The sequence below is a fragment of the Sphingomonas horti genome (genome assembly GCF_009753715.1).
Taxonomy (GTDB): domain Bacteria; phylum Pseudomonadota; class Alphaproteobacteria; order Sphingomonadales; family Sphingomonadaceae; genus Sphingomonas_B; species Sphingomonas_B horti.
Map to the genome: position 1 here is coordinate 158,056 of NZ_WQMS01000013.1, position 24,681 is coordinate 182,736.

Here is a 24,681-nt window from a genome sequence, read left to right on the forward strand (position 1 = left end):
GGGACGCAATACACTTGCGTTCCTGTCGCGTCTTATCGGCAAGGACGGGCGAGGCCAAGCGGGGCATGCCGCCTTATCAGCAAAGCCCGTGCCAGCGCTCGCACTCCAGAGAAACGGCGTGGCGGACCCGTGCCCTCATGTCCGGAAACGGACACGGCCTGTTCGGACGCGGACAGAGCGGTTTCGTTTCGCGTGGCAGCGCCCGCGTTTGTCTGCTAAACATAGGCTAAAGAAGGTCGTAGTGTTTCCGGGGTCCAAGCGGGGGAGTTTAGCCATGAGCCTGAACGGGATGAATCGCTTCGCCGCCCTCGGCCAGGAGGAGCGGCACCATCTCGAGGCCGCGCTGACCAGCCGCGCCGTCCCCGCCCGCACCGCGCTGGTCGGCGAAGGCGACCCGGCGGGCACGCTTTTCCTGCTCGCCGAAGGCTGGGCCTTCCGCCACCAGACCTCGCGCAACGGCAGCCGCCAGATCGTCGGTCTCGCGCTGCCCGGCGACTTCTGCAACCTCGACGTGCTCGCGTTCGGGCGAATCGACTATGGCGTGCGGATGCTGACGCCGGGCACGCTGCTGACGATCGAGCGCGACAAGGCGCTGGCGCTGGGCGTCTATTTTCCGGCGATCTCCGCCCTGTTCTCGCAATCCGCCTTCGCCGAGAACGCGATCCTGAGCCGCTGGACCTTCTGCCTGGGCCGGCTTTCGGCGCAGGAGCGGCTGGCGCATCTGCTGTGCGAGCTCGCGATCCGCCGCGGCTTCGAGCAGGACCGCCGCCACGTCAGGATCGAGCTGCCGCTGACCCAGGAGCAGCTGGCGGACGTGCTGGGGCTGACCGGCGTGCACGTGAACCGCGTGCTGCAGACCCTGCGCGCGCGGGGGCTTGTCGCCAAGCGCGGGCGGATGGTGGAGATTTTCGACTTCCCGGCCCTGCGCGCGATGGCGGGCTTCGATCCCGCCTATCTGCACCGCGACCCGGCGCGGCCGGAATCGGTCGCCGCCTAGGCGTCCCGCCCGCCCGCCATGCGGCGATAGCGGCCGGGTGCTTTCCCTTGCGGGTTGCGGCGCTGCAGGCTCTGCTCTCGCGGCGACGGCGCGTTCTCGATCGTACGCTTGACGCCGTTCTGGGCGAGCGGGAAGACCGCGCCCAACAGCAGCCCCCAGAGCAGGTGCGCGGCGAGCAGCCAGGCCGCGTGCTCGCCGACCGCGACCGGCCGGCCGATCCACCACTGGAACACGGTGATCGGCCCGAGCGACCAGGTCAGGAAGCCCCAGCCGAGCCCGAACAGCCAGCCGCCGCGCCGGTCGTTGGCGGCGCGAAGGAAGATCGAGCCGTAGATGCCGCCCGATATCGCCAGGCCGGCGATGCTGAGCAGGACCAGCAGCCATTCCGGCACGCCGATCACCTGCGCCGGCATCCGCGCCGAGCCGGTCAGCCAGACCAGCGCGGCGGCGGGAATGGCGGCGATCCCGGCCGCGATCGCGCCGGCCACTCGGGGTCGCTGCAGCGGCGACGGGTCGCTGCCCTGGAACGGCCAGCCGCTCACCGCGCCGCTTCCTTTTCCTGCTCCGGCTGCGGCGGCAGCGCCGCGGTCTCGTCCAGCTCGCCCCAGCGCGGGCAGACGGTCGTGCTGTCGCGGAACATCTCGATCAGCTGCTTGTAGGCCAGGCCGACGCCGCGCACGTCGCGGTTGAGGTCGAACAGGCCGACGGGCGTGACGTTGCCGATCGGGCGGCTGACCGCGATGTCCCAATCGATCTGATCGGTCAGGCTGTACCAGGTGAAGCCGACCACCGGCACGCCGGCCTTCCGGATCAGCTCGACATTGTGCCATTGCCGCCACAGCCACATCGGCGCGTCGGAGGGATCGCGGCTGTTCGTTTCCGTGTGCATCACCATCCGCTTGTAGCGGCGGTAATATTGGGAGGTGATCACGTACCAGCCGAACAGCTCCCCCATCGCATCGGCATGGCCGTCGCGGTTGATGACCTTTTCGTTCCAATCGTAATAATCGACGCCCAGGATGGTCCGCTCCGGCACTTCCTGGCTCATGAACCAGGCATATTCGTCCTTCGGCATGCCGTTCGCGAACAGGAAGTCGCGCACGTCGTCGCGCGGCGGATGGGCGTAGAGCAGGTCGAGCGGGATAAAGCGCCGCTCATTCTCGAAATCGGCGATCCGCTCGATCTCGGGATCGGGACAGCAGGGCTGGTAGAACTCGCTGCTTTCGTTGTTGACGAAGATCGCGTCCGGCCGCTCGCGCCGCACCGCCTGGGTGACCAGCACCGCCGCCTTGGCGAGGTGCCGCGCGGCGGTGACGAACGAGCGCTCGTCGGTGCACTGCTCGTTCCACAGCCCTTCGAGCGCCGACAGCCGGGCGCAGACATACATTTCATTGATCGGCGTGTAATGGCCGATCCAGGGATAGCGCCTGGCGAAGGCGCCCGCATAGTCGCCGAGCGCGTGGCACAGCTCCGGATTCTGGAAATTGCCCAGCCAGTCCGGCAGCCCGAAATGGCAGAAGTCGACGATCGGACAGATGCCGAGCCGCTGCATCGCAGCCGCCACCTGATCCATGAACGACCAGTCGTAGCGGCCCGGCCCCAGCAGGATCAGGTGCAGCGGCGGCCCGTAGCGCAGGTACGAGATGCCGAGCTCCCGCACCAGCTCCAGGTCGCGGCGCCAGTGGCGGTAATGGCCGCAGATCTCCATCTGGTCGACCCGCCAGCTGCCCTTGTCGAGCGTCGGGTAGCTGCATTCGATCCCGGTCGCGAACATGAAATCCTTCAGCGACGGCGGGTCGGCGGCCGGCTTGAAGATCAGGTCGGGCACCGCGCGGTCCGGCTTCGGCGCGCGCTCGCTGCCGACCTTCCGGCCGACCGGCCGCGTGTAGAGCGCCCCCATGACCGCGCCCCATAGGGCATGGCCGAGCGCGATGCTGAGCGGGCCAGTCCAGCCGCCGGACAGGCCGAACAGCCCCGACCAGGGGAAGCGGGTGATCGGCACGTGCATCAGCTCCAGCTGCGGCCGCGCGATCAGGATGGCGAGCAGCGCCGGCAAGGCTGCGAAGACCAGGCCTTGCTGCCACGGCCGGTACGGCAGCACCGACCAGAAGAAATAGGCGTAGAAGATCGCCCAGAGCGCGCCGACGCCGAGATGGAGCGCGAGGCCGGCGGGCCACCACAGCCAGCTTCTGCCGTCGTCGACGAACAGGGTGCCGAGCAGGCGGACGATGTCGAACATCGGCAGGCCGGCCCAGATCAGCAGCCGGGCGGTCGCTTCCCAAGCGAGCGCGCCCGCGACGCCGGCCAGGATCGCCTTCCACCAGGAGACGACGCGGATCATCGCTTCGCCGGCAGCTCGTGCCGCTGGAAGGCGTTCGGGATATAGGCCTCATGCCGGTTCGCATAATCGGCGCCGGTCAAGCCGAGCAGGATCATCAGCCAGAGGAAGCCAGCGCCGGCGAACACGCGGACCAGGCCCGAGCTGCGCCGCAGCTCCATGAAGACAATCACGACGATCAGCGCCTTCAGCGACGCGATGGCAATCGCGACCACCAGGTTCCAGCGTCCAAGCGGCAGGAAGGCGAGCCCCGTCGTCGTCGCGAGCAGCACGAGCAGCGCCGCCCAGCAGGCCCAGATCCAGCCCAGCGCCCGGCTCATCCCGTACGCCCCGGCAGGTAGATCAGCGGGAACAGGAAGATCCAGACGATGTCCACGAAATGCCAGTAGAGCCCGACCATGCGAAGCACGGGCGGGCGCGGCGGGCGCCCTGCCCCGATCCGCGCAGCAAGCACCAGCACCATCACGATGCCGATGGTCAGGTGGACCGCGTGCAGCCCAGTCGCGAAGAAATAGAAGAGGAAGAACAGCTCGCCGATGCCGCCATAGCGGCCGAAGTCAAAGTTCAGCGCCGGCACCAGCCCTTCGCGGTATTCGAGCCAATATTCATAGCCCTTGATGCCGATGAAGCTGAGGCCGAGCACCGCGGTAGCGAGCAGGCACAGCACCAGCGGGCGGCGACGGTCTGCCTCTTCGGCGGCCACGGCGGTCGCCATGAAGGCGCTGCTGGTCAGCAGCACGGCGGTGTTGATCGCGCCCAGCGCGACCCTGGTGTGACGGGCAGCGGCGGCAATCTCGGCGGGCCAGGCAGTCCTGTAGGCGGAATAGGCGGCGATCAGCGCGCCGAAGAACAGCACTTCGGTCGCCAGGAATGCCCACATGCCGAGCGTCGCCGCCTCGCGCTGCTGCGAGAGGGTCGCATATTGGAAGGCGGGCGAAGCTTCAGACATTCTCGGCCTGCGGCCGGGGCTGGCCCTCGACATAGTCATAGGGACCGCGCACGACGATCGGCGTCCGTTCGAAATTGCGCGCGGGCGGCGGCGAGCCGGTCAGCCATTCGAGGCCGGTCGCGCCCCACGGATTGGCCGGCGCCCGCGCGCCCCAGACCAGCGACCAGAAGAAGTAGAAGAGCGGCATCGCATAGGCGACGGCGAGCGTGCTGGCGCCGGCCGAGGACAGGACGTGCCAGATCTGGAACTCCGGCGGATAGGCGTCATAGCGGCGCGGCATGCCTAACCAGCCGAGTACGAATTGCGGAAAGAACGTCAGGTTGAAGCCGAAGAACATAAGGATCGCGGCGGCCCGCGCCCAGCCTTCGGGATAGAGGCGGCCGGTGATCTTGGGCCACCAGTAATGGAGTCCGCCGAAGAACGCGCTGACCGAGCCGCCGACCATGATGTAGTGGAAATGCGCGACGACGAAGTAGGTGTCCGTCACGTGCACGTCGATCGCCAGGGCGGCGAGGAACAGGCCGGTCAGCCCGCCGATCGTGAACAGGCCGATGAAGCCGAACGCGTAGAGCATCGGCGCGTCGAAGCGGATCCAGCCCTTGTGCAGGGTCGCCACCCAGTTGAACACCTTGATCGCCGAGGGGACGGCGACGAGGTAGCTGAGGAACGAGAAGACCAGGCTGGCATAGAGCGACTGGCCGGCCACGAACATGTGATGGCCCCAGACCAGGAAGCCGATCGCGGCGATCGCGACGCTGGCCCAGGCGACGAATTTGTAGCCGAATATCTGCTTGCGGGCGAAGGCCGGCACCAGCTCGCTGACGATGCCGATCGCCGGTAACACCATGATGTACACCGCCGGGTGGCTGTAGAACCAGAACATGTGCTGCCAGAGCAAAGGATCGCCGCCCAAGGCCGGGTCGAAGATGCCGATGCCGAGCACCCGCTCTGCGACCAGCATCAACAAGGTCATCGCCAGCACCGGCGTCGCCAGCACCAGGATCACGCTGGTCGAGTAAAGCGACCAGACGAACAAGGGCAGCCGGTACCAGGTCATGCCCGGCGCACGCAATTTGTGGGTCGTGACGATGAAATTCAGACCCGTCAGGATCGACGAAAAGCCCGAGAGGAAGATGCCGAGCACGGCAAGCGTGACATAGCCGTTCGAAAAGGCCGACGCGTAGGGCTCGTAGAAAGTCCAGCCGGTGTCGACGCCGCCGAGCAGCAGCGCGAGCACGGTCAGCGCGCCGCCGGCGATGTAGAAATACCAGCTCGCCAGGTTCAGCCTCGGGAAGGCAAGGTCGCGCGCGGCGAGCATCAGCGGCAGCACGAAATTGCCGAGCGTGGTCGGGATCGACGGCACCAGGAAGAACCAGACCATGATCACGCCGTGCATCGTGAACAGCCGGTTATAGGTGTCCGGCAGCACCAGGTCGGCGGCGGGCGTGACCAGCTCCAGCCGGATCAGCACCGCCGCCAGCCCGCCGATCAGGAAGAAGAAAGTGATCGAGGCGAAGTAGAGGAGCGCGATCCGCTTGTGATCGGTGCTGAACAGCCAGGAGCGGATCGTCGTCCGCGCGGTCAGGTAATTGGGGGGCGATCCGTGCATCAGCCGGCCCCCTTTCTGCCCAGCGACTGGACATAGGCGACCAGCTTGGCGAGGTCGTCCTCTCCCACCTGGCCCGCGAAGGACGGCATCACCGGATCATAGCCGGCCGCCACTTCAGATTTCGGCATCAGGATGGAATCGCGGACATAGCGCTCGTCCGCGCTGACGACGCGGCCGTCCTGGAGCGCGACGGGACCGCCATAGACGCCGTTCAGGTCGGGCGCGCGGACCGTCCCGCCTGGGCCGTGGCAACCGCTGCAGCCGAAGGCGTGGAAGAGCTGCTCGCCCTGGGCGGCGAGGCTCTGCTGGCCGCCCCGGTCGCGGAGCCAGCCGGCAAAGGCGCGCGGCGCCATCACCGTCAGCCAGCCGCCCATCCGGGCATGGTCGGTGCCGCAATATTCGGCGCAGAACAGATGGTAACGGCCCGGCCTGTCCGCCTGGAACCACATGGATTCGTAGCGGCCCGGCACCACGTCCTGCTTGACCCTCAGCGCGGGCACGTAGAAGCTGTGGATCGTGTCCTGCGACGCCATCACGAGGCGGATCGCGCGGCCGGCGGGGACGTGCAGCTCGTTGATCTCGCGCTGGCCGCCCGGATGCTGGGCCTTCCACATCCACTGCTTGCCGACAACGAAGATCTGCACCGCATTCTTCGGCGGGCGGTAGAGGCGCAGATAAAGGTCGGCGCCCCAGACGGCGAGGCCGACGAAGATCAGCAGCGACGCGGTCGTCCAGCCGACTTCCCATCGCCAGGTCTTCTCGATCGTGTGGCTGCGGTCCGCGTCGTGGCCGGCGCGGTACCGGGCGGCGAAGAAGATGAGCAGAAAGCAGACGAAGCCGGCGGTCAGGACGGTGACGATGACCAGACCGATGAACAGCGCGTCCATTTCCCCGGCATAATGGCCCGCCTCGACCGGCCAGACCGGGAAGCCCCGCATCAGCGGACGCGCTCGCGCCGGATCGACGCGAGGAGGTACAGCGCCAGCGCGACGACGGCGGCGACCGCGGCGATGCGGAGCGCCTGCATCGCGGTATAGGCGATCGTCCCCGCCTGCGGATCATAGCCGAAGCAGAGCAGCAGCAGCGGATGGGCGGGCGGCTCGACCTGGTCGCGCGCGGCCTCGGCGACGGCGGTCTTCAGCGTGGCGGGGTCGTGCTCGAAGCCGAGCAGGTAGCGCGCGATGCGACCGTCCGGCGTCAGCACCACGAAGCCGGCGGGATGAGCGTACTGGCCGATGGTCTTGTCGAACTGATAGCGGAAGCCGACCGCGTCGGCGACGCGCCGGACCTCCGCTTCGGGACCGGTCAGGAAATGCCAGCCGGCCGGGTTGGCGTCCTTGCCGAGATAGCCGGCGCGCGCCCGCGCGGCGTCGGCGGGCCCTTCGCTCGGGTCGATGCTGATCGCGACGAATTGGAGGTCGCGGCCCGGCTGAAGGCCCGCCGCCTTCAGGTCGCGCACCAGACCCGACAGCACCAGGCCGCACAGATTGGGGCAATGGAGATATTCGAGCACCAGCACGGCCGGCTTGTTCGCCAGCAGCGCGCCGAGCCGGACCGGGCGGCCGCGTTCGTCGCGGAGGACGGTGTCGAGCGGGACCTGAGCGCCGGGGTGCTGGCGAAAGGCGAGCGCGCCGAACTGGGCGGGCTGCAACCCCGCCCCCGCTGATGGCGCGGCGATGGCGAGCAGGACCCCCACCAGCGCGGCCTTCATCGGCGCCAGCCCTCCGCCGCCACCTGCCGCATCGCGGCATCGATGCGCTGCAGCCGCGCCGCCTCGGCGGCATCGACACGGGCAAGATCGGCCTTCGGCGCGACCTGCAGCCGCGGTGCCGGCGGCAGCGGCACGACCGGCCCTTTCGGGCGATCGACCAGCGCGCGGGCAAAGACCAGGTTCAGCGCGATCATCACCGCGACCACCGTCGCCGCCAGGCCGGCGGCGAGCGCCACGATCAGCCAGGGCGACGCGTCGGACCGTTCGAAATCCTGCGCATGATCGGCTTCGGACATGGGACGAGGCGCCTCGGGGAAACGAGCGGTCGTCCGGCGAACGGACCTCAGGAAAATTCGTTCCGCCGGCGGGAACCAAAGTCGGAACTTAGCTTATGTTTGGTCCGTTCGTCGGCCGTTCCCAGTCGAGAGGGCCCGGGTGGCGCAGATATTCTCGCCGACCGCAGACACATGGCTGCGCGCCATCCTGATCGCGCTCGTCCTCGGCACGGTCGGGTCGCTGCTGCTGGGCGGCACTGTCGCCCGATCGCAATATATGACGGAGGTCGCGCGCACGCCGATGCAGCCGGTGCCGTTCAGCCACAAGCATCACGCCGGCGAGCTCGGCATCGACTGCCGCTATTGCCACACTTCGGTCGAGACCAGCGCCGATGCCGGGTTTCCGGCGACTCATGTCTGCATGACCTGCCATTCGCAGCTGTGGACCAACGCGGCGATGCTGGCGCCGGTGCGGCAGAGCCTGGCCGAGAACCGCTCGCTGAACTGGAAGCGCGTCGCGCGGGTGCCCGACTTCGTCTATTTCCGCCACGACATCCATGTCGCCAAGGGCGTCAGCTGCTTCGAGTGCCACGGTCGCGTCGACCGGATGCCGCTGATGTTCCGGGCCAAGGCGTTCGAGATGCGCTGGTGCCTCGACTGCCACCGCGACCCGGCGCCGCATCTGCGGCCGCAGGCGGCGGTGCTGGAGGCGGACTGGACGCCGCCCGCCGACCGGCGCGCGCTGGGCGAGCGGCTGATGAGGCTCTACCGGATCAAGGGGCCGGACGAGCTCACCCATTGCGCAGTGTGCCACCGGTGAGCGGGCAGCGGCTCTGGCGCGGGCTGGAGGAGCTGGCCGGGACGGAGGCGTTCCGCGCCGCGATCGAGGCGGAGTTCCCGGCCGTCGCCGACCTGTTCGCGACCGACCGGCGCGCATTGCTGCAGGTGATGGGCGCGTCGCTGGGCCTGATCGGGCTGGCCGGATGCAGCCCCAGCCGCTCAGAGGACGCGGTGCCGTTCGTGAATCGGCCCGAGGACATGATCGAAGACCAGGTCGCGCATTATGCGACCGCGATCCCGTTCGAGGGCTATGCGCAGCCGGTGATCGCGACCAGCGTCGCCGGGCGGCCGATCAAGCTGGACGGCAATCCCGACCACCCGATGAGCCGCGGCGCGTCGAGCCTGTTCACCCAGGCGGCGATCCTGGACCTGTACAACCCCGACCGCAGCCAGGCGCCCCTATTGCGCGGCAACCCGGCGAGCTGGGGCGATTATGACGCGATGATCGCGCGGATGCGCCGCGGCTGGACCGCGAACGGCGGCGAAGGGCTGCGGCTGCTGATCGGGCCGACCAGCTCACCCACTTTGACCCGGCAGCTGGGCGAGCTGACGGCGGCGATGCCAAGGGCGCGCGTGCATGTGTTCGACCCGCTTGCCGGGGAAGCGCCTTTCGAGACGCTGCCGGACCTGGCGGCGGCGCGGACGGTGGTGAGCCTGGACGACGACCTGCTTGGACCGGGGCCGGCGCAAGTGCCGAACGTCGCCGCCTGGGCCGCGCGGCGCGGCGCGAACGTCAGGCCAAGCGAGCGGCTGCGGCTGTTCATGGCGGAGACGACGCCGACGCAGACCGGCAGCGTCGCCTTTGCCAGGCTGGGCGTAGCGCCCTCGCGCATGCCGCTGCTGGCGGACGCGGTCGCGGCGGCGCTGGGGCTCGGGCCGGCTCAGGCCGGACTGACGCGGCCCGAGGCGCAATGGGTGGAGCAGTCGGCGGCCGCACTGAAGCGCGACGCCGGGCTGATGACGGCCGGCGCGCACTGCCCGGCCGCGGTCCACGCGCTTGCCTTCCGGATCAACGAGGCGATCGGGAGCAAGGCGGTGCGCTCTATCGCGCCCGTGCGCTTCGCCGGGGCGCCGTTCGACGAGCTCCTGCGCGACCTGGAGGCAGGCCGGGTCGGCGCGCTGGTCGTGCTTGACGCGAACCCGGCCTATGCCGCGCCCGCCGATACCGGCTTCGCGCGGGTCTGTCGGCGCGCGGCGCTGCGCATCCACGCCGGCATGCATGTCGACGAGACCGCGATCCTGAGCGACTGGCATCTGCCGCTGCCGCATCCGCTGGAGGACTGGAGCGACGCGCGCGCGGTCGACGGCAGCGCGACGATCATCCAGCCTCTGGTCGAGCCCCTGTACGACACACGATCGGTCCATGGCATCGTCGCCGGGCTGACCGGCGATCCGGTCCCGTCGCGCGCGCTGGTGCGGGCGACCTGGCCGATGGACGAACAGGCGTGGCGCGACGCGGTGCGCGCCGGGATCGTGCCGGACAGCGCGGCGGCGCCCGTGGCGGCGAGTGCGCCCCCTGCCCCGCCTTCGCCTGCTCCGGAAGGAGGAGAGGTCGAGATCCTGTTCCGGCCCGACCCGACGATCCGGGACGGGCGGTTCGCGAACAACGGCTGGCTGCAGGAGCTCGGCAAACCGTTGATGAAAGTGACGTGGGACAATGTCGTCGCGCTGAGCGTGGCGCTGGCGGATCGGCTGGGCGTCGGCAATGGCGACCTGGTGCGGGTGTCGAGCGGCGGGCGGAGCATCACCGGCCCTGCCTGGGTGATGCCGGGCCAGCCGGAGCGGAGCGTGACCCTGTTCCTGGGCTATGGTCGCAGCCGCGCCGGGCGCGTCGGCAGCGGCATCGGCTATGACGCCTATGCGCTACGGACCTCGGACGCGCCCTGGAGCACGTTCGGCAGGGTCGAGAAGGCCGGCGGCCAGCACGCGCTCGCGACGACGCAGCTGCACCACGCGCTGGAAGGGCAGGACCTGGTGCGCACCGTCTCCGCCGCCAAGCCCGAAGCCGCCAGGCCCGAGGGGCGCGACCAGGCGAGCTTCTACCCGCGCTGGAAAGAGGAGGACGCGGCCTGGGCGATGACGATCGACCTCGACCTGTGCACCGGCTGCAACGCCTGCACGATCGCCTGCCAGGCCGAGAACAACGTGCCGGTCGTCGGCAAGGAGCAGGTCGCACGCGGACGGGAGATGCACTGGCTGCGGATCGACCGCTATTATGAGGGGCCGCCGGAGCAGCCCCGGACCTATTTCCAGCCGGTGCCCTGCATGCATTGCGAGCAGGCGCCGTGCGAGATGGGCTGCCCGGTCCACGCGACCGTGCACGGGCCGGACGGGCTGAACGAGATGGTCTATAACCGCTGCATCGGCACCCGGACCTGCTCCAGCTACTGCCCGTACAAGGTCCGGCGGTTCAACTGGTTCGACTATACCAGCAAGGCGCCGGATTCGATTCAGGCGCAGCGCAACCCGGACGTGACCGTGCGCGGGCGCGGCGTGATGGAGAAATGCACCTATTGCGTGCAGCGCATCCGCGGCGCCGTGGTACGGGCCGATATCGAAGGACGGCCGGTCCGTGACGGCGAGGTCCGGACCGCCTGCCAGCAGGCGTGCCCGAGCCAGGCGATCGTGTTCGGCAATTTGAAGGACGCGGAAAGCGCGGTTGCGAAAGGCCGCGCCTCCCCCCGCAATTACGCGCTGCTGGGCGAGCTCGATACGCGGCCGCGCACGACCTATCTCGCGCGGATCGCGGACGAGGAGGCGTGATGGCAAGCACCTCGCCGCCGATCCTGCCGCTCGACCAGTCGCTGCACGACGTCAGCGTCGAGATCGGCCGCGTGCCGCTGCGCTTCCCGGCACGCGTGCCGTGGCTGATCGCGTTCCTGTTCAGCCTGGGGCTGCTGCTGCTGTTCGTCGTCTCGGTCACATGGCTGCTGACCTGGGGCGTCGGCGTATGGGGCCTCAACATTCCGGTCAACTGGGCGTTCGCGATCCATCTTTACGTCTGGTGGCTGGGGCTGGGCCATGCCGGCACCTTGATCTCCGCGATGCTGCTGCTGATGGGGCAGGACTGGCGCAACTCGCTCAATCGTTTTGCCGAGGCGATGACTTTGTGCGCGGTGGTCTGCGCCGGCATCTACCCGATCATCCATCTCGGCCGGCCCTGGTTCTTCTACTGGATGTTCCCCTACCCCGCGACGATGGGCGTGTGGCCGCAGTTCCGCAGCCCCTTGGAATGGGACATCTGGGCGGTCCTGACCTACCTGGCCGTGTCGCTGCTGTTCTGGTATATCGGCCTGATCCCGGACCTGGCCACGGTGCGCGACCGCGCGCGGAAGCGCGGCTGGCAGGTCTTCTTCGGCATCTTCGCGCTCGGCTGGCGCGGCTCCGCGCATCACTGGGCACGCTGGCAGAAGGCGTATCGGACGACCGCCGCGATCGCCGTGCCTTTGGTCGTGTCGGTCCACAGCGAGGTGTCGCTGCTGTTCGCGTCGGGCCAGATACCCGGCTGGCATTCGACGATCTTCCCGCCCTATTTCGTGCTGGGCGCGGCCTTTTCCGGCTTCGCGATGGTCGCGATGATCGCGCTCGTCGTCCGCCATTTCTTCGGCCTGAAGGAGATCGTCACCGACCGGCACATGGACGTGCTGGCCAAGGTGCTGCTCGCGAGCGGGCTGATGACCGCCTATGGCTATGTCTTTGAAGTGTTCGACGCCTTTTATTCCGGCGATGGACGTGAGATCGCAACCACTTACGACCGCTTCTTCGGACTCTATGCGTGGAGCTATTGGGGCGCGATCCTGTTCAACTTCGTGCCGCTGCAGGGGCTGTGGTTCCGGAAAGTCCGGCGCAGCCCGGTGCTGCTGTTCATGATCGGCACCTCGGTCGTGATCGGCATGTGGCTGGAGCGCTACATGATCCTGGTCACGAGCCTCTACAAAGACTTCCTCGTCTCCTCGTTCGGCGAATACCACACGACCTTCTGGGACTGGGGCACCTATCTCGGCACGATCGGGCTGTTCTTCGTGCCGTTCCTGCTGTTCATCCGCTACATCCCCTCGATCTCGATCTTCGAGGACAAGGAAGTGCTGGCGCGCGAGAAGCGAGAGGCCGGCCGTGGCTGACGCGCCGGTCCTGGGGCTGCTGGGCGAGTTCGGCACGGCCGACGCACTGCTCGATGCCGCGAAGCGCGCGCGGGCGGAGGGATATGAGAAGCTCGACGCGTTCAGCCCCTACCCTGTCGAGGGCATGGCCGAGACGCTGGCGATCGGCGACCAGCGGATCGGCTGGCTGGCGGTGATCGGCGGCGCGACGGGCATCGCGGCGACGCTGCTGCTGCAGGACTTCGTCAACCGGGACTATCCGCTCGATGCGGGCGGGCGGCCGCTGATCGCCCTTCCCGCTTTCTTCGTCGTCGATTTCGAGATCATGATCCTGTTCGCGGTGACGTTCGCGATTATCGGCATGCTGTGGATGAACCGGCTGCCGCGGCTGCACCACCCGCTGTTCGGCACGCCGCGCTTCAGCCTGGCGTCGGACGACCGGTTCTTCCTCTACATCGCGGCGGACGACGCGAAGTTCGATGCGGAGGACACGCGCGGCTTCCTCGGCGCGCTCGGCGCCTGGACGATCGAGGCGGTACGGGCGTGAGAGGCGCCCTGATCCTGGCCCTGCTGCTCGCCGGGTGCGGGCAGAATCTGCGGATGACCGACCAGCAGAAATATGCCGAATGGGAACGCGCGCGGCTGTTCCGCAACGACCGCGTCGTCCAGGCGCCGCCGGCCGGCACCGTCGCGCGCACTGCGGGCTCGCCGGACCCGCTCGCGCAGCGGCCGCCGATGAGCCTGGCGCTGGTCGAGCGCGGGAAACAGCGGTTCCAGATTTTCTGCACACCCTGTCACGGCCGAGCCGGCGACGGCAACGGCATCGTCGTCCAGCGCGGTTTTCCGCACCCGCCCGATTACGCCGCGCCGCGGCTGGTTAACGCGCCGGACCGCTATTTCTACGACGTCATCACCAGCGGGCACGGCGCGATGTACAGCTATGCCGACCGGGTGCCGCCCCGGGACCGCTGGGCGATCACCGCCTATATCCGGGCCTTGCAGCGGAACCGGACGCTGTGACGGCGGAGCGGAACGCCGCGGTGGTCGGCTTTGCCGGGCTTGCCGGGATCGTCGCGGGGCTGGCGATCGCTCCTCGCATCGCGCTGACCGCGTGGACGGCGGCGGCGATCGGCTGGGCGGAAGCGCCACTCGGCTGCCTGGCGCTGCTGATGATGGTGCAGCTGGTGGGCGGAAGCTGGCGACCGCTGTTCCGCGACGCCTTTGCGGCGGGCGCGGCGCTGCTGCCGCTGACTGCGCTGACGTTCGTGCCGGTGGTGGTGGGCGCGCCCTGGGTCTATCCCTGGGCCGAGCCGCACGTCGCCGCCACCCTGCCCGCGTTCAAGGGGGCATGGCTGTCGCCGGGCTTCTGGATGGCGCGCACGATCCTCTATTTCGCGATCTTCATCGGCCTGGAGCAGGCGATGCGGCGCGCACCGGCGGAGGCGCGGAGCGGCGTCGCCGCGGGCGGGCTGATCCTGTTCGCCCTGCTGGGCTCGTTCGCCGGCGTCGACTGGCTGGAATCGATCGAGCCCGGCTTTCATTCGTCCGAATACGGCCTGATCTTCCTCGCCGGCACCTGGATCGGCGGCATCGCGCTGGCGCTGCTGATCGCGCTGCCGGAGCGGCGGCAAGCACCGTTCGCGGCGGCGGGCGTGTACGTCACGGCGCTGCTGTTCTGGGCCTATGTGCACGCGATGCAATATATCGTGATCTGGTCGGGAGATATTCCGGCCGAGGCGCATTGGTACCTCCGCCGCACCGATGCGGGATGGGCGTTCGCGACCTGGGCGATCGTCGTACTGCAGTTCGTGCTGCCGTTCCTCGCGCTGCTGAGCCCGGCCGTGCGCCGCAGCGGGGCGGCGATGCTGGCGATCGCCGCCGTGACGCTGGGGATGCGGCCGGTGGAAGCGGCCTGGATGCTGCTGCCGCCGACCGGCCTGCCGGCGCTTCCGACCGCACTGCTGGTGCTCGCGAGCTGGGCTGCGATCGGCGGCTTCGCGCTGGCGCTGCTGGCCCGCCGGCTGCCAGAGCGCGTGCCGGAAAAGCTGTAATCCAGATTAAATTCGACACGACGAAACCGCGCGCGCGGCGGCCGCGTTGATCGCTTATGCCTGCCCGTATTCCGGAGCCTTCACGGCGGCCGCTGCTCGCGGTCGGCCTGGGCGCCGCGACGGTCGCAGGCGTGGCGGGCGCGCTGGCCTGGCGGTGGTGGCACCGATCGGAGCGGGCGGAGATCTCCCCGACCCGCGGGCTGCGCGCAGGCGCGGCGGTGCTGTCGCTGGCGGTGCTGCTGGACAGTGGCATCGAGCATTATCGCGGCTCGTTCGAGAACCCGGCGATGGTGATCGCGCCGACGCTGGCGCTGGCGACGCTGGGCATGACCGCGGTCGAGGACCGGGCGGCGCCGTACGTGTTCGGCGCGGCGCTCGCGGTCGGGGCCGCGGGCGTGGCGTTCCACAGCTACAATATCGGCAAGCGCGCGGGCGGGTTCGACATGCTGAACCTGTTCTACGCCGCCCCGCTGGGCGCCCCCGCCGCGCTGAGCTTGGCGGGGCTGTTCGGGCTGGCGGCCGAGCATCCGGACGTGGCGAAGCCGGAGCGGGTCGCGCCGGTCGCCGCGCTGGCGCTGCTGGGGACGGCGGCGGAAGCGGGGCTGCTGCACTTTCGCGGTGCGTTCCAGAACCCGTTCATGTTCGCCCCGGTGACGCTGCCGCCCATCGCGGCCGCGGCAACGGCGGCAAGCGGGATCAGCCCGCTGGTGGCGAAGGCAGCGCGGCCGCTGCTGCTGGGGACGGCGCTGCTGGGCATCGCCGGGCCGATCCTTCACGCCTACGGCATCCACCGGAACATGGGGGGCTGGCGCAACTGGAGCCAGATGATCCTGCAGGGTCCGCCCCTGCCCGCCCCGCCCGCCTTCCTGGGCATCGCGCTAGCCGCGCTGGGCGCATTGCCAGCGCTGGAGCGCACACGGTGAACGGCTTCAAGACGCCATATCCCGACTATGACGTGCTCGAGAAATGGGACACGCCGTCATGGAACCCGCAGACGCGGGCGGTGGTGCGGCGGCGGCTCGATCAAGTGCCGGAGCGGCGCTTCCTCACCGAGCAGGAATGGCAGCTGCTCGAAGCGGTCGCGGCCCGGGTGATGCCGCAGCCGGACCGCGCCGACCCGGTGCCGATCGTGCCATGGATCGACGATACGCTGGCCGCCAACCGCGGGCCGGGCTATCGCTATGCCGACATGCCGCCGATGCGGGAGGCATGGCGGCAGGGACTGGCCGGCATCGCCGGCGAAGCGCGCGAGCGGCACGGACGGAACTTCGGCGAGCTTCCGGCGGAGGTGCAGGACGCCTTGCTGGGGGCGATCCAGCGCGGCGAGACCGACGGCCGACACTGGGGCGACCTGCCCGCCGCGCGCTTCTTCAGCGAGCTGCTGCTGAAGCAGATCGTCGCCATCTACTATGCGCATCCGGCGGCCTGGAACGAGATCGGCTTCGGCGGGCCGGCGTCGCCGCGGGGCTATGTCCGGCTGGGATTCGACGAGCGGGATCCGTGGGAGGCCGGCGTCCCCGATGTTTGAGCGGATCACCGAGCCCCGCGCGCGGGACGGGCGAGCGCCCGACGTGTTCCGGCCGGGCGCCTGGATGCCGATGCGCTGCCATGCCGACGAGGAGGAAGTGGATTTCGCGATTGTCGGCACCGGCGCCGGCGGCGGCACGCTGGCGGCGAAGCTGGCCGAGGCGGGGTTTTCCGTCGTCGCGTTCGACGCCGGGCCGTTCTGGCGCCCGCTCGAGGATTTCGCGTCCGACGAGAACGCGCAGGGCGACCTCTACTGGACCGACGAGCGGATCACCGGCGGCGCCGACCCGATCCAGCTGGGCAGCAACAATTCGGGCAAAGGCGTCGGCGGCAGCACCGTCCATTACGCGATGGTCGCGCTGCGCTTCCGGCCCGAATGGTTCAAGGCGCGCTCCAAGCTCGGCTATGCGCGCGACTGGCCACTGAGCTTCGACGAACTCGAGCCCTATTACGAGGAAGCCGAGGAATCGCTGAAGATTTCAGGGCCCGTCCATTACCCCTGGGGCCGGCGGCGGCGGCGCTATCCCCGCCGGGCCCATCCGATGAACGCGTCCGCGCTGGTGCTCGCGCGCGGGGCCGAGCGGATCGGCATTCCCTGGTCGCCGGTGCCGCTCGCCACACTGTCGGCGCCGCGCGGCATGGCGCATCCGTGCGTGTATCGCGGCTTCTGCATCTATGGCTGCTCGACCAATGCCAAGCAGAGCGTGCTGGTGACCTTCATCCCGCGCGCGATCCGGGCCGGGGCCGAGATCCGCGACCAGGCGATGGTCGGCCGGATCGAGATGGGGAAGAACGGCCGCGCGACCGGCCTGCTCTATCATCGCTGTGGCGTGTGGCACCGGCAGAAGGCGCGGCATGTCGTCGTCGCCGGCTATTCGATCGAGACGCCGCGGCTGCTGCTGAACTCCGCCTGCGCGCAATTCCCGAACGGCCTTGCCAACGACAACGGCCTGGTCGGCACCCACCTGATGATCCATTCGGGGCCCGGCGTCTGGGGCGAGATGGACGAGGAGATAAGGAGCTACAAGGCGCCGCCGAGCCTCGCCGTGACCGAGCATTGGAACTACCACGACGAGGGCAAGGACTTCCACGGCGGCTATGCGTTCATGAGCGGCGGACCGCTGCCCGGCGGCTGGGCGCATACCCTGATCGGCGCGCGCGGATTATGGGGCATGGCGCTGCGCCAGGAAATGACGCGCTTCAACCGCATGGCGGGGCTGCGCATCGTCGGCGAGACCGAGCCGAAGCCGCACAACCGCGTCGAGCTGGCCGACGAGACCGACCAATATGGACTGCGCATCCCGCGCGTGACTTTCTCCTTCTCAGACAATGACCGGCGGCTGATGGAGCATTCGATCGGATCGATGCGCGCCGTGCTGGAGGCGGCGGGAGCGAGGAACCTGTGGTCGGACCGGGACAGCTCCCACCTGCTCGGCAGCTGCCGGATGGGCGACGATCCCGAGGACAGCGTCACCAATGCCGACGGGCGGACCTGGACGATCCCGAACCTGTGGGTCTGCGACGGGTCGCTGTTCCCCACGTCAGGCGGCGTCAATCCGTCGCTGACCATCCAGGCGCTCGCCTGCCGGATCGGCGACCGGATCGCGGCGATGGCAAAGCGCGGTGAGCTCGGCCGATGACGATCTACACCAACATCGAGGACCTGCGCCTCGCCGCGGCGAGAAAGGTGCCGAAGCCGTTCTTCGAATATGTCGAGAACGGGTCCTATGACGAGCTGACCCTGCGCGCGAACCGGCGCGACCTCGACGCGATCCGCTTCCGCCAGCGCGTGATGCTGAACGTCTCCGAACGCAGGCACGGCGGCACGATGCTGGGCGAGCCGGTGACGATCCCGCTGGCGCTCGCCCCCACTGGCCTGTGCGGATCGATGTGCGCGGATGGGGAGATCAAGGCCGCCCGCGCTGCGCAGCGGTTCGGCGTGCCCTTCTGCCTGTCGACCATGTCGGTTGCCTCGATCGAGGACGTCGCCGCCAAGGTCGAGCGGCCTTTCTGGTTCCAGCTCTATTTGATGAAGGATCGCAGCATCAGCGAATCGCTGATCGACCGCGCCAAGGCGGCGCGCTGCTCGGCCTTGGTATTGACGATGGACCTGCACGTCGAAGGCCAGCGCAACCGCGACGTGAAGAACGGCCTGGGCATCCCCCCCAAGCTGACGCCCGCCAACATATGGAGCATCGTCAGCCACCCCGGCTGGGCTCTGCCGATGCTCAGGGCCAGCGAATGGACGTTCGGCAACCTGAAAAGCGAGGTGAAGAACGCCGGCGACCTGGGCGAGCTGGCGCAGTGGGTGAAGAGCCAGTTCGACCCGAGCTTCGACTGGCGCACGATCGACTGGGTGCGCGAACGCTGGGGCGGCAAGCTGATCGTCAAGGGAATCCTCGACGCCGACGATGCCAAGTTGGCGGTCAAAGCCGGCGCGGACGCGGTGCTGGTCTCCAACCATGGCGGGCGGCAGCTGGACGGCGCCGCCTCGACCGCCTCGCAGCTGCCGGCGATCCGCGACGCGATCGGCGGCGCCGCAGCCGAGCTGTGGGCGGACAGCGGCATCCGCTCCGGGCAGGACGTGCTGAAGTTCCTCGCGCTGGGCGCCAGCGCCTGCATGATCGGCCGCGCCTATCTCTACGGGCTCGGCGCCGCCGGCGAGGACGGCGTGACCCGGGCGCTCGAGCTGATCCGCGACGAGATGGACGTGGCGATGGCGCTGACCGGCCTCACAGATGCCGCCAAGGTGCCGCCCGACCTGATCCTCGGCGCGCCGAGCCGGTCCGCGCAGGAACCCGCGGCGGAAGCATACATTACCCATCTTGACGGATAGGAGCAGCAGATATGGCCATGACCGGCGGCGACGTGCTCGTCGAAACCCTGATCGACTGGGGCGTGGACACGATCTTCGGCATTCCCGGGGACGGCATCAACGGCGTGTTCGAAGCGCTCCGGAACCGGCAGGACCAGATCCGCTTCATCCAGACCCGCCACGAGGAAGTCGCCGCCTTCGCTGCGTGCGCCTATGCGAAATGGACGGGAAAGCTGGGCGTGTGCCTCGCCACCTCCGGCCCCGGCGGCGTGCATCTGCTGAACGGCGTTTACGACGCCAAGCTGGACGGCCAGCCGGTGCTGGCGATCACCGGCGCGCAGCACCACGACCTGCTCGACACCTGGACGCAGCAGGATATCGACCTCGACAAGCTTTTCATGGACGCGACCGCCTATAGCGCTCGGATCATGGGCCCCGCCCATGTCGAGAACATCGTCGAGATGGCGTGCCGCACCGCGCTCGCCTATCGCCAGCCGGCCCATGTGATGATCCCGGTCGACATCCAGTCGATGCCGGTGGACAAGGCCAAGCGGTCCGAGCGCAACGTCAAGCACCACGCCTCCAACATGATGGCGCGCGGCGGCCAGCTGCCCGATCGCGGCCAGCTGGAGGACGCGGCGGCGATCCTGAACCAGGCGAAGAAGCCGTTCATTCTCGCCGGGCGCGGCGCGGTCGGCGCGCGAGCGGAACTGGAAGCGGTCGCCGAGCGGCTGAAGGCGCCGGTCGGCATGCCGTTGCTCGGCAAGGGCGCGATCCCGGATCGCAGCCCCTACGCCACCGGCGGCGTCGGCCTGCTTGGCACGCGTGCCAGCCAGGACGCGCTGGAAAGCTGCGACACGCTGCTGATCGTCGGCTCGTCCTTCCCCTACATCGAATTCTACCCCAAGCCCGGCAAGGCGCGCGCGGTGCAGATCGAGATCGATCCGAAGCGGATCGGCTTGCGCTATCCCGTCGAAGCCGGGCTGGTCGGCGACAGCAGGCGCGTGCTGGCCGAGCTGCTGCCGATGCTGAAGGGCAATGACAGCGCCGACTTCCTCGAGACGGCGCAGAAGGCGATGGGCAAGTGGCGCGAGTTGATGGACGATCGCGGCACCCGCACCGACAGCCCGATGAAGCCGCAGGTCGTCACCCACGAGCTCAACAAGCTGATCGACGACGACGCGATTCTGATCACCGACAGCGGCACCATCACCGCCTGGACCGCGCGCCATGTCGAGATGCGCGGCGACATGAAGTTCAGCTGCTCCGGCACGCTTGCCAGCATGGCATGTGGACTTCCCTATGCGATCGCAGGCGCGGTCGCCTATCCGGGCCGGCAGGTGGTCGCGGTGATCGGCGACGGGGCGATGGCGATGCTGATGGGCGACCTGGTCACGCTTCGGAAATACGGCCTCGACGTGAAGATCATCGTCATCAAGAACAACACGCTGGGCCAGATCAAATGGGAGCAGATGGTGTTCCTGGGCAACCCCGAATATGGCTGCGAGCTGGAGCCGGTCGATTTCGTACGCGTGGCCGAAGGCTGCGGCATCCGCGCCATCCGGATCGAGGACCCGGCCAGATGCGGCGAGCAGCTGCGCGAGGCGCTCGCAACCCCCGGCGCCTGCCTGATCGAAGCGGTGGTCGATCCCAACGAGCCGCCGATGCCGCCGAAGGTGGAGGCCAAGCAGGCGCTGCACATGGCCGAAGCGCTGGCGAAGGGCACACCAAACCGCGGCAAGATCGCCCTGACCCTCGCGTCCGACACGGTGCGCGAGCTGGTGTAGAGTCGTTTGCGAACTGACTGCCTCGCTCGCTCGTCCCGAGCGCCGCGCGCAGCGCGAAGTGGAGGGGCGCTGCGCCCGGGACGAGCGAGCGGGTTGGGGGGCAGATCGAGCAAGTTCGCGGAGTGCCACTTTTCGGGCTTGACCATTCGGGCAAACCTCCCGAAATGCCGCGCTCCGGCCCGATGGCGGAGTGGTTACGCAGAGGACTGCAAATCCTTGCACGCCGGTTCGATTCCGGCTCGGGCCTCCACTCCCGCGCTTCCCTCCGTCCTCAATCGACGATATGTTGCCAACGTATTGCTTTGGTTCCCGTGTAGATCGGTCGAACCAGCTCAGGCTCTTCCGGTCTGCGTCTCTTGCAGGGGGCGAAGAGCATGGTCGTGGCCTTGGTCATCGCGGCGTTGGTGCTGGGCTCGCTGCTGTTCCACTGGCTGAGCCCGTGGTGGATGACGCCGCTCGCGTCGAACTGGGGCTCGATCGACAATGCGCTGATCATCACCATGTGGATCTGCGCGGTCGCCTTCATCGCGCTGAACCTGTTCATGGCATGGCTGATCTGGCGCTATCGGCACCGGCCGGGCAACCGGGCGCATTACGAGCCTGAGAATTCGCGCCTCGAGAGGCGGCTGACCTTCTGGACCGCGATCGGCATCGCCGGGATGCTCGCGCCGGGGCTGATCGCCTGGAACCAGTATGTGACCGTGCCCGCCGACGCGGCCGTGGTGGAAGCGAACGGCGAGCAATGGCGCTGGAGCTTTCGGCTGCCGGGCCGCGACGGCGTGCTGGGGACCGCGGAGCCCGCGCGCATCACGTCCGATAATGCTTTCGGCCTCAACCCGAAGGACCCTTACGGCCGCGACGACCTGATCGTCGATACCGCCGAGCTGCACCTGCCGGTCAACCGGCCGGTCAAGATGGTGCTGCGATCGAAGGACGTGCTGCACGATTTCTACGTGCCCGAATTTCGCGCGAAGATGGACCTGGTGCCCGGGATCGTCACCTATTTGTGGCTGACGCCGACGCAGACGGGCACATACGACATCCTGTGCGCCGAGCTTTGCGGCGCCGGCCATCACCAGATGCGCGGCACCGTCGTCGTCGAGGACGAGGCGAGCTACCGCAAATGGCTCTCCGAGCAGATGACGTTCGGCCAGATGGCGGCGGAATCCCGCGGTGGCGGCGGGACGCGGCTCGCCCGCGCGGACGCCGACCCGAGCAAGGGGGTAGGACGCTGATGGCGACGATCGCAGACGATCTGAGACCGCTTCATCATCCGAAGACGTGGATCGGCAAATATGTCTGGAGCCAGGACCATAAGGTCATCGCGCTCCAATATGCGAGCACGGCGATCGGCGTCGGCCTGGTCGCGCTGGTGCTGTCGTTCATGATGCGGCTGCAGCTGGGCTTTCCCGGCCGCTTCCATTTCATCCAGCCGGAGAATTACCTGCAGTTCGTCACGCTGCACGGGATGATCATGGTCGTGTACCTGCTGACGGCGCTGCTGCTGGGCGGGTTCGGCAATTACCTAATCCCGCTGATGGTCGGCGCGAGGGACATGGTGTTCCCGTTCGTCAACATGCTGAGCTACTGGTTCTACCTGCTCTCCGTGATCGTGTTGCTGTCGAGCATCTTCGTGCCCGGCGGGCCGACCGGCGGCGGCTGGACGCTCTACCCGCCGCAGACGATCACCGGCGGCACGCCGGGCTCCAACTGGGGCATCATCCTGATGATGGTGTCGCTCGCCATCTTCATCGTCGCCTTCACGATGGGCGGGCTCAATTATGTGACGACGGTCCTGCAGGCGCGCACCAAGGGCATGACCTTGATGCGCATGCCCTGCTCTGTCTGGGGCATCTTCGTCGCCTCGATCATGGGGCTGCTCGCCTTCCCGGCGCTGTTCGTGGCGGCGGTGATGACGATCCTGGATGCGGTCGCCGGCACCAGCTTCTTCGTGCCGCAGATCGTGTCGATGGGAAAGCCGACCGAGCATGTCGGCGGATCGCCGATCCTCTACCAGCATTTGTTCTGGTTCTTCGGCCACCCCGAGGTCTATATCGTTGCCCTGCCGGCGTTCGGGATCGTGTCGGACCTGATCTCCGTCCACGCGCGCAAGAATATCTTCGGCTATCGGATGATGGCCTGGGCGATCATCATCATCGGCGCGCTGAGCTTCTTCGTCTGGGCGCATCACATGTACGTGTCCGGCATGAACCCCTATTTCGGGTTCTTCTTCGCGACCTCGACGCTGATCATCGCGATCCCGACGGCGATCAAGGTCTATAACTGGCTGCTGACGCTGTGGCGCGGCGACATCCACCTGCGGGTGCCGATGCTGTTCGCGATCGCGTTCCTGTTCACCTTCATCCATGGCGGGCTGTCGGGTCTGTTCCTCGGCAATGTCAGCGTCGACGTGCCGCTGTCCGATACCTTCTTCGTCGTCGGCCATTTCCACATGGTGATGGGCGTGTCGCCGATCCTGGTGATCTTCGGCGCCATCTACCACTGGTATCCGAAGATCACGGGCCGGATGTGGAACGAGACGCTGGCGCGCGCGCATTTCTGGATCACGTTCCTCGGCGCCTACGCGATCTTCCTGCCGATGCACTATATCGGCATTCTGGGCGTCCCCCGCCGCTATTATGCGTTGGGCGAGACCGCGTTCATCCCGCCTTCCGTCCATTATGCGAACATGGGCATCACCATCGCCGCCGGCCTGGTGTTCGCGGCGCAGTTCCTGTTCTTCACCAACATGATCTGGAGCTATTTCCGCGGCCCGAAGGCCGACCCCAATCCCTGGGGCGGCGCCAGCCTGGAATGGCAGACGCCGGACACGCCGCCGACACACGGCAATTGGGGCGCGAAGCTGCCGACCGTCTATCGCTGGGCCTATGACTATAGCGTGCCGGGCGCGCCGCAGGATTTCATCCCGCAGAGCGAACCGCCGGGCGCCGCCGGCAGCCGGGCGCCGGCATGAGCCTGCTTCACGCCCTCGCCGAAAAACCCTGGCTGACGCCCGGCGTCGCTGGCGACGCGCCCCAACGGGCCGAGGCGCCGTGGGACCGCGGCATCGGCGTCGGCCTGTTCCTGGTCGTCGTGACGATGATCTTTGCGCTGGTCACCATGGCCTATCTGATGCGGATGGGGCATGGCGTGCCGGCCGGCTCGCAGGGCAGCGACTGGCGCACGCTGCGCGAGCCGCCGCTGCTGTGGATCAACACCGGCATCCTGGCCGCCAGCAGCCTGGCCTTCCTGCTGGCCGAGCGGAGCGCCCGGCACGGCGACGGCACCGCCACGCGGAGCGGCATGATCGCGGGCGGGCTGCTCGGCTTCGCGTTCCTGGGCGGCCAATTCCTGCTTTGGCAGAAGCTCAGCGACTGGGGCTATGTGCTGCTGTTCAGCGCGGGGCTGTGCAAGGTCGGCGACCCGCTGTTCACCTTCCCCTTCCCGCAGACGATCCTCGGCAATCCGGCGCTCGCCTTCTTCTACCTGATTTCGGTGCTGCACGGCCTGCACATTGCCGGTGGTCTGGTCGCCTGGGCGCTGACCGCGCGCCACGTCTTCGCCGAAGCGCCGGGCGCGGCGACGGCGCGAATGGTCCAGCTATGCGCGCGCTACTGGCATTTCCTGCTGCTCGTCTGGGCACTGATGATGGGGCTGTTCGTGTCGACCTGAAGGCTTGAGG

Annotated in this window: 23 protein-coding genes and 1 tRNA gene; 16 read left to right on the forward strand and 8 right to left on the reverse strand. The window is 68.4% G+C overall.

The annotated features are described in order from the left end of the window. The first annotated feature begins 274 nt into the window (after positions 1-274). Entirely contained in the window at positions 275-997 is a 723-nt protein-coding gene (locus GON01_RS10320; protein ID WP_157027290.1) for a Crp/Fnr family transcriptional regulator, read from the forward strand. On the opposite strand, the gene GON01_RS10325 is transcribed toward GON01_RS10320, so the two are convergent. The 8 genes from GON01_RS10325 to GON01_RS10360 are packed head-to-tail and all read right to left on the reverse strand — an operon-like array spanning position 994 to position 7,900. Then, positions 994-1,539, reverse strand: coding sequence for a hypothetical protein (locus tag GON01_RS10325; protein ID WP_157027291.1), 546 nt, complete (start codon positions 1,537-1,539; stop codon positions 994-996). The two genes, GON01_RS10320 and GON01_RS10325, sit on opposite strands and share 4 nt — an antisense overlap. Further along, on the reverse strand, positions 1,536-3,338 hold the full coding sequence (locus GON01_RS10330) for a family 1 glycosylhydrolase (RefSeq protein ID WP_232328775.1): 1,803 nt from the start codon (positions 3,336-3,338) through the stop codon (positions 1,536-1,538). The genes GON01_RS10325 and GON01_RS10330 overlap by 4 nt, the downstream gene beginning before the upstream one ends. After that, positions 3,335-3,655, reverse strand: a complete 321-nt coding sequence (locus GON01_RS10335; protein ID WP_157027292.1) for a cytochrome C oxidase subunit IV family protein — start codon at positions 3,653-3,655, stop codon at positions 3,335-3,337. Before GON01_RS10335 ends, GON01_RS10330 begins: the two co-directional genes overlap by 4 nt. After that, positions 3,652-4,284, reverse strand: coding sequence for a cytochrome c oxidase subunit 3 (locus GON01_RS10340; protein WP_157027293.1), 633 nt, complete (start codon positions 4,282-4,284; stop codon positions 3,652-3,654). Before GON01_RS10340 ends, GON01_RS10335 begins: the two co-directional genes overlap by 4 nt. Further along, on the reverse strand, positions 4,277-5,893 hold the full coding sequence (gene ctaD / locus GON01_RS10345; RefSeq protein ID WP_157027294.1) for a cytochrome c oxidase subunit I: 1,617 nt from the start codon (positions 5,891-5,893) through the stop codon (positions 4,277-4,279). The genes GON01_RS10340 and ctaD overlap by 8 nt, the downstream gene beginning before the upstream one ends. Next, complete coding sequence (coxB, locus tag GON01_RS10350) at positions 5,893-6,831, reverse strand: cytochrome c oxidase subunit II (protein ID WP_157027295.1); 939 nt, start codon at positions 6,829-6,831, stop codon at positions 5,893-5,895. The genes ctaD and coxB overlap by 1 nt, the downstream gene beginning before the upstream one ends. Further along, a complete protein-coding gene (locus GON01_RS10355) occupies positions 6,831-7,604 on the reverse strand; it encodes an SCO family protein (protein WP_157027296.1) in 774 nt (257 codons plus the stop codon). The genes coxB and GON01_RS10355 overlap by 1 nt, the downstream gene beginning before the upstream one ends. Continuing rightward, positions 7,601-7,900 (reverse strand): hypothetical protein, encoded by a 300-nt coding sequence (locus tag GON01_RS10360; protein ID WP_157027297.1) that lies wholly within the window; start codon positions 7,898-7,900, stop codon positions 7,601-7,603. Before GON01_RS10360 ends, GON01_RS10355 begins: the two co-directional genes overlap by 4 nt. Before the next feature lie 139 nt (positions 7,901-8,039). Here GON01_RS10360 and GON01_RS10365 point away from each other — a divergent pair, with 139 nt between their 5' ends. From GON01_RS10365 to GON01_RS10435, 15 genes are all read left to right on the forward strand, one after another. Then, positions 8,040-8,699: a cytochrome c3 family protein gene (locus tag GON01_RS10365; RefSeq protein ID WP_181600037.1), complete on the forward strand. Its 660-nt coding sequence runs from the start codon at positions 8,040-8,042 to the stop codon at positions 8,697-8,699. Next, entirely contained in the window at positions 8,696-11,482 is a 2,787-nt protein-coding gene (locus GON01_RS10370; protein WP_309503458.1) for a TAT-variant-translocated molybdopterin oxidoreductase, read from the forward strand. Before GON01_RS10365 ends, GON01_RS10370 begins: the two co-directional genes overlap by 4 nt. Next, positions 11,482-12,840 (forward strand): NrfD/PsrC family molybdoenzyme membrane anchor subunit, encoded by a 1,359-nt coding sequence (gene nrfD / locus GON01_RS10375; protein WP_157027300.1) that lies wholly within the window; start codon positions 11,482-11,484, stop codon positions 12,838-12,840. Before GON01_RS10370 ends, nrfD begins: the two co-directional genes overlap by 1 nt. After that, positions 12,833-13,366: a DUF3341 domain-containing protein gene (locus GON01_RS10380; protein ID WP_157027301.1), complete on the forward strand. Its 534-nt coding sequence runs from the start codon at positions 12,833-12,835 to the stop codon at positions 13,364-13,366. Before nrfD ends, GON01_RS10380 begins: the two co-directional genes overlap by 8 nt. Continuing rightward, the gene (locus tag GON01_RS17350) at positions 13,363-13,839 is read left to right on the forward strand and encodes a c-type cytochrome (RefSeq protein ID WP_198159829.1); all 477 of its coding nucleotides are present in this window, start codon (positions 13,363-13,365) and stop codon (positions 13,837-13,839) included. Before GON01_RS10380 ends, GON01_RS17350 begins: the two co-directional genes overlap by 4 nt. Further along, the gene (locus GON01_RS10390; protein WP_157027302.1) at positions 13,836-14,870 is read left to right on the forward strand and encodes a hypothetical protein; all 1,035 of its coding nucleotides are present in this window, start codon (positions 13,836-13,838) and stop codon (positions 14,868-14,870) included. The genes GON01_RS17350 and GON01_RS10390 overlap by 4 nt, the downstream gene beginning before the upstream one ends. 56 nt (positions 14,871-14,926) lie before the next feature. Continuing rightward, positions 14,927-15,793 carry a hypothetical protein gene (locus tag GON01_RS10395; RefSeq protein WP_232328776.1) on the forward strand — a complete coding sequence of 289 codons (867 nt, stop codon included), beginning with the start codon at positions 14,927-14,929 and terminating at the stop codon, positions 15,791-15,793. Beyond that, positions 15,790-16,398 carry a gluconate 2-dehydrogenase subunit 3 family protein gene (locus GON01_RS17205; protein WP_181600038.1) on the forward strand — a complete coding sequence of 203 codons (609 nt, stop codon included), beginning with the start codon at positions 15,790-15,792 and terminating at the stop codon, positions 16,396-16,398. The genes GON01_RS10395 and GON01_RS17205 overlap by 4 nt, the downstream gene beginning before the upstream one ends. Continuing rightward, positions 16,391-18,037: a GMC family oxidoreductase gene (locus GON01_RS10405; protein WP_157027303.1), complete on the forward strand. Its 1,647-nt coding sequence runs from the start codon at positions 16,391-16,393 to the stop codon at positions 18,035-18,037. The genes GON01_RS17205 and GON01_RS10405 overlap by 8 nt, the downstream gene beginning before the upstream one ends. Continuing rightward, complete coding sequence (locus GON01_RS10410; protein ID WP_157027304.1) at positions 18,034-19,233, forward strand: alpha-hydroxy acid oxidase; 1,200 nt, start codon at positions 18,034-18,036, stop codon at positions 19,231-19,233. The genes GON01_RS10405 and GON01_RS10410 overlap by 4 nt, the downstream gene beginning before the upstream one ends. 11 nt (positions 19,234-19,244) lie before the next feature. Beyond that, the gene (locus GON01_RS10415) at positions 19,245-20,999 is read left to right on the forward strand and encodes a thiamine pyrophosphate-dependent enzyme (RefSeq protein WP_157027305.1); all 1,755 of its coding nucleotides are present in this window, start codon (positions 19,245-19,247) and stop codon (positions 20,997-20,999) included. A gap of 176 nt (positions 21,000-21,175) precedes the next feature. Then, positions 21,176-21,249 (forward strand) — tRNA-Cys (locus GON01_RS10420). Between the two features lie 124 nt (positions 21,250-21,373). Beyond that, positions 21,374-22,234: a cytochrome c oxidase subunit II gene (locus GON01_RS10425; RefSeq protein WP_157027306.1), complete on the forward strand. Its 861-nt coding sequence runs from the start codon at positions 21,374-21,376 to the stop codon at positions 22,232-22,234. Next, positions 22,234-23,973: a cytochrome c oxidase subunit I gene (locus GON01_RS10430; RefSeq protein WP_181600039.1), complete on the forward strand. Its 1,740-nt coding sequence runs from the start codon at positions 22,234-22,236 to the stop codon at positions 23,971-23,973. The genes GON01_RS10425 and GON01_RS10430 overlap by 1 nt, the downstream gene beginning before the upstream one ends. Continuing rightward, the gene (locus GON01_RS10435; protein ID WP_157027307.1) at positions 23,970-24,671 is read left to right on the forward strand and encodes a cytochrome c oxidase subunit 3; all 702 of its coding nucleotides are present in this window, start codon (positions 23,970-23,972) and stop codon (positions 24,669-24,671) included. The genes GON01_RS10430 and GON01_RS10435 overlap by 4 nt, the downstream gene beginning before the upstream one ends. Positions 24,672-24,681: the final 10 nt, after the last annotated feature.

Excerpts from the sequence above, each read along its gene's own strand:
- GON01_RS10320 (WP_157027290.1), top strand. The coding sequence starts at position 275 with ATGAGCCTGAACGGGATGAATCGCTTCGCCGCCCTCGGCCAGGAGGAG.
- GON01_RS10330 (WP_232328775.1), bottom strand. The coding sequence starts at position 3,338 with ATGATCCGCGTCGTCTCCTGGTGGAAGGCGATCCTGGCCGGCGTCGCG.
- GON01_RS10335 (WP_157027292.1), bottom strand. The coding sequence starts at position 3,655 with ATGAGCCGGGCGCTGGGCTGGATCTGGGCCTGCTGGGCGGCGCTGCTC.
- GON01_RS10340 (WP_157027293.1), bottom strand. The coding sequence starts at position 4,284 with ATGTCTGAAGCTTCGCCCGCCTTCCAATATGCGACCCTCTCGCAGCAG.
- ctaD (WP_157027294.1), bottom strand. The coding sequence starts at position 5,893 with ATGCACGGATCGCCCCCCAATTACCTGACCGCGCGGACGACGATCCGC.
- coxB (WP_157027295.1), bottom strand. The coding sequence starts at position 6,831 with ATGCGGGGCTTCCCGGTCTGGCCGGTCGAGGCGGGCCATTATGCCGGG.
- GON01_RS10355 (WP_157027296.1), bottom strand. The coding sequence starts at position 7,604 with ATGAAGGCCGCGCTGGTGGGGGTCCTGCTCGCCATCGCCGCGCCATCA.
- GON01_RS10360 (WP_157027297.1), bottom strand. The coding sequence starts at position 7,900 with ATGTCCGAAGCCGATCATGCGCAGGATTTCGAACGGTCCGACGCGTCG.
- nrfD (WP_157027300.1), top strand. The coding sequence starts at position 11,482 with ATGGCAAGCACCTCGCCGCCGATCCTGCCGCTCGACCAGTCGCTGCAC.
- GON01_RS10395 (WP_232328776.1), top strand. The coding sequence starts at position 14,927 with ATGCCTGCCCGTATTCCGGAGCCTTCACGGCGGCCGCTGCTCGCGGTC.
- GON01_RS10405 (WP_157027303.1), top strand. The coding sequence starts at position 16,391 with ATGTTTGAGCGGATCACCGAGCCCCGCGCGCGGGACGGGCGAGCGCCC.
- GON01_RS10410 (WP_157027304.1), top strand. The coding sequence starts at position 18,034 with ATGACGATCTACACCAACATCGAGGACCTGCGCCTCGCCGCGGCGAGA.
- GON01_RS10415 (WP_157027305.1), top strand. The coding sequence starts at position 19,245 with ATGGCCATGACCGGCGGCGACGTGCTCGTCGAAACCCTGATCGACTGG.
- GON01_RS10425 (WP_157027306.1), top strand. The coding sequence starts at position 21,374 with ATGGTCGTGGCCTTGGTCATCGCGGCGTTGGTGCTGGGCTCGCTGCTG.
- GON01_RS10430 (WP_181600039.1), top strand. The coding sequence starts at position 22,234 with ATGGCGACGATCGCAGACGATCTGAGACCGCTTCATCATCCGAAGACG.
- GON01_RS10435 (WP_157027307.1), top strand. The coding sequence starts at position 23,970 with ATGAGCCTGCTTCACGCCCTCGCCGAAAAACCCTGGCTGACGCCCGGC.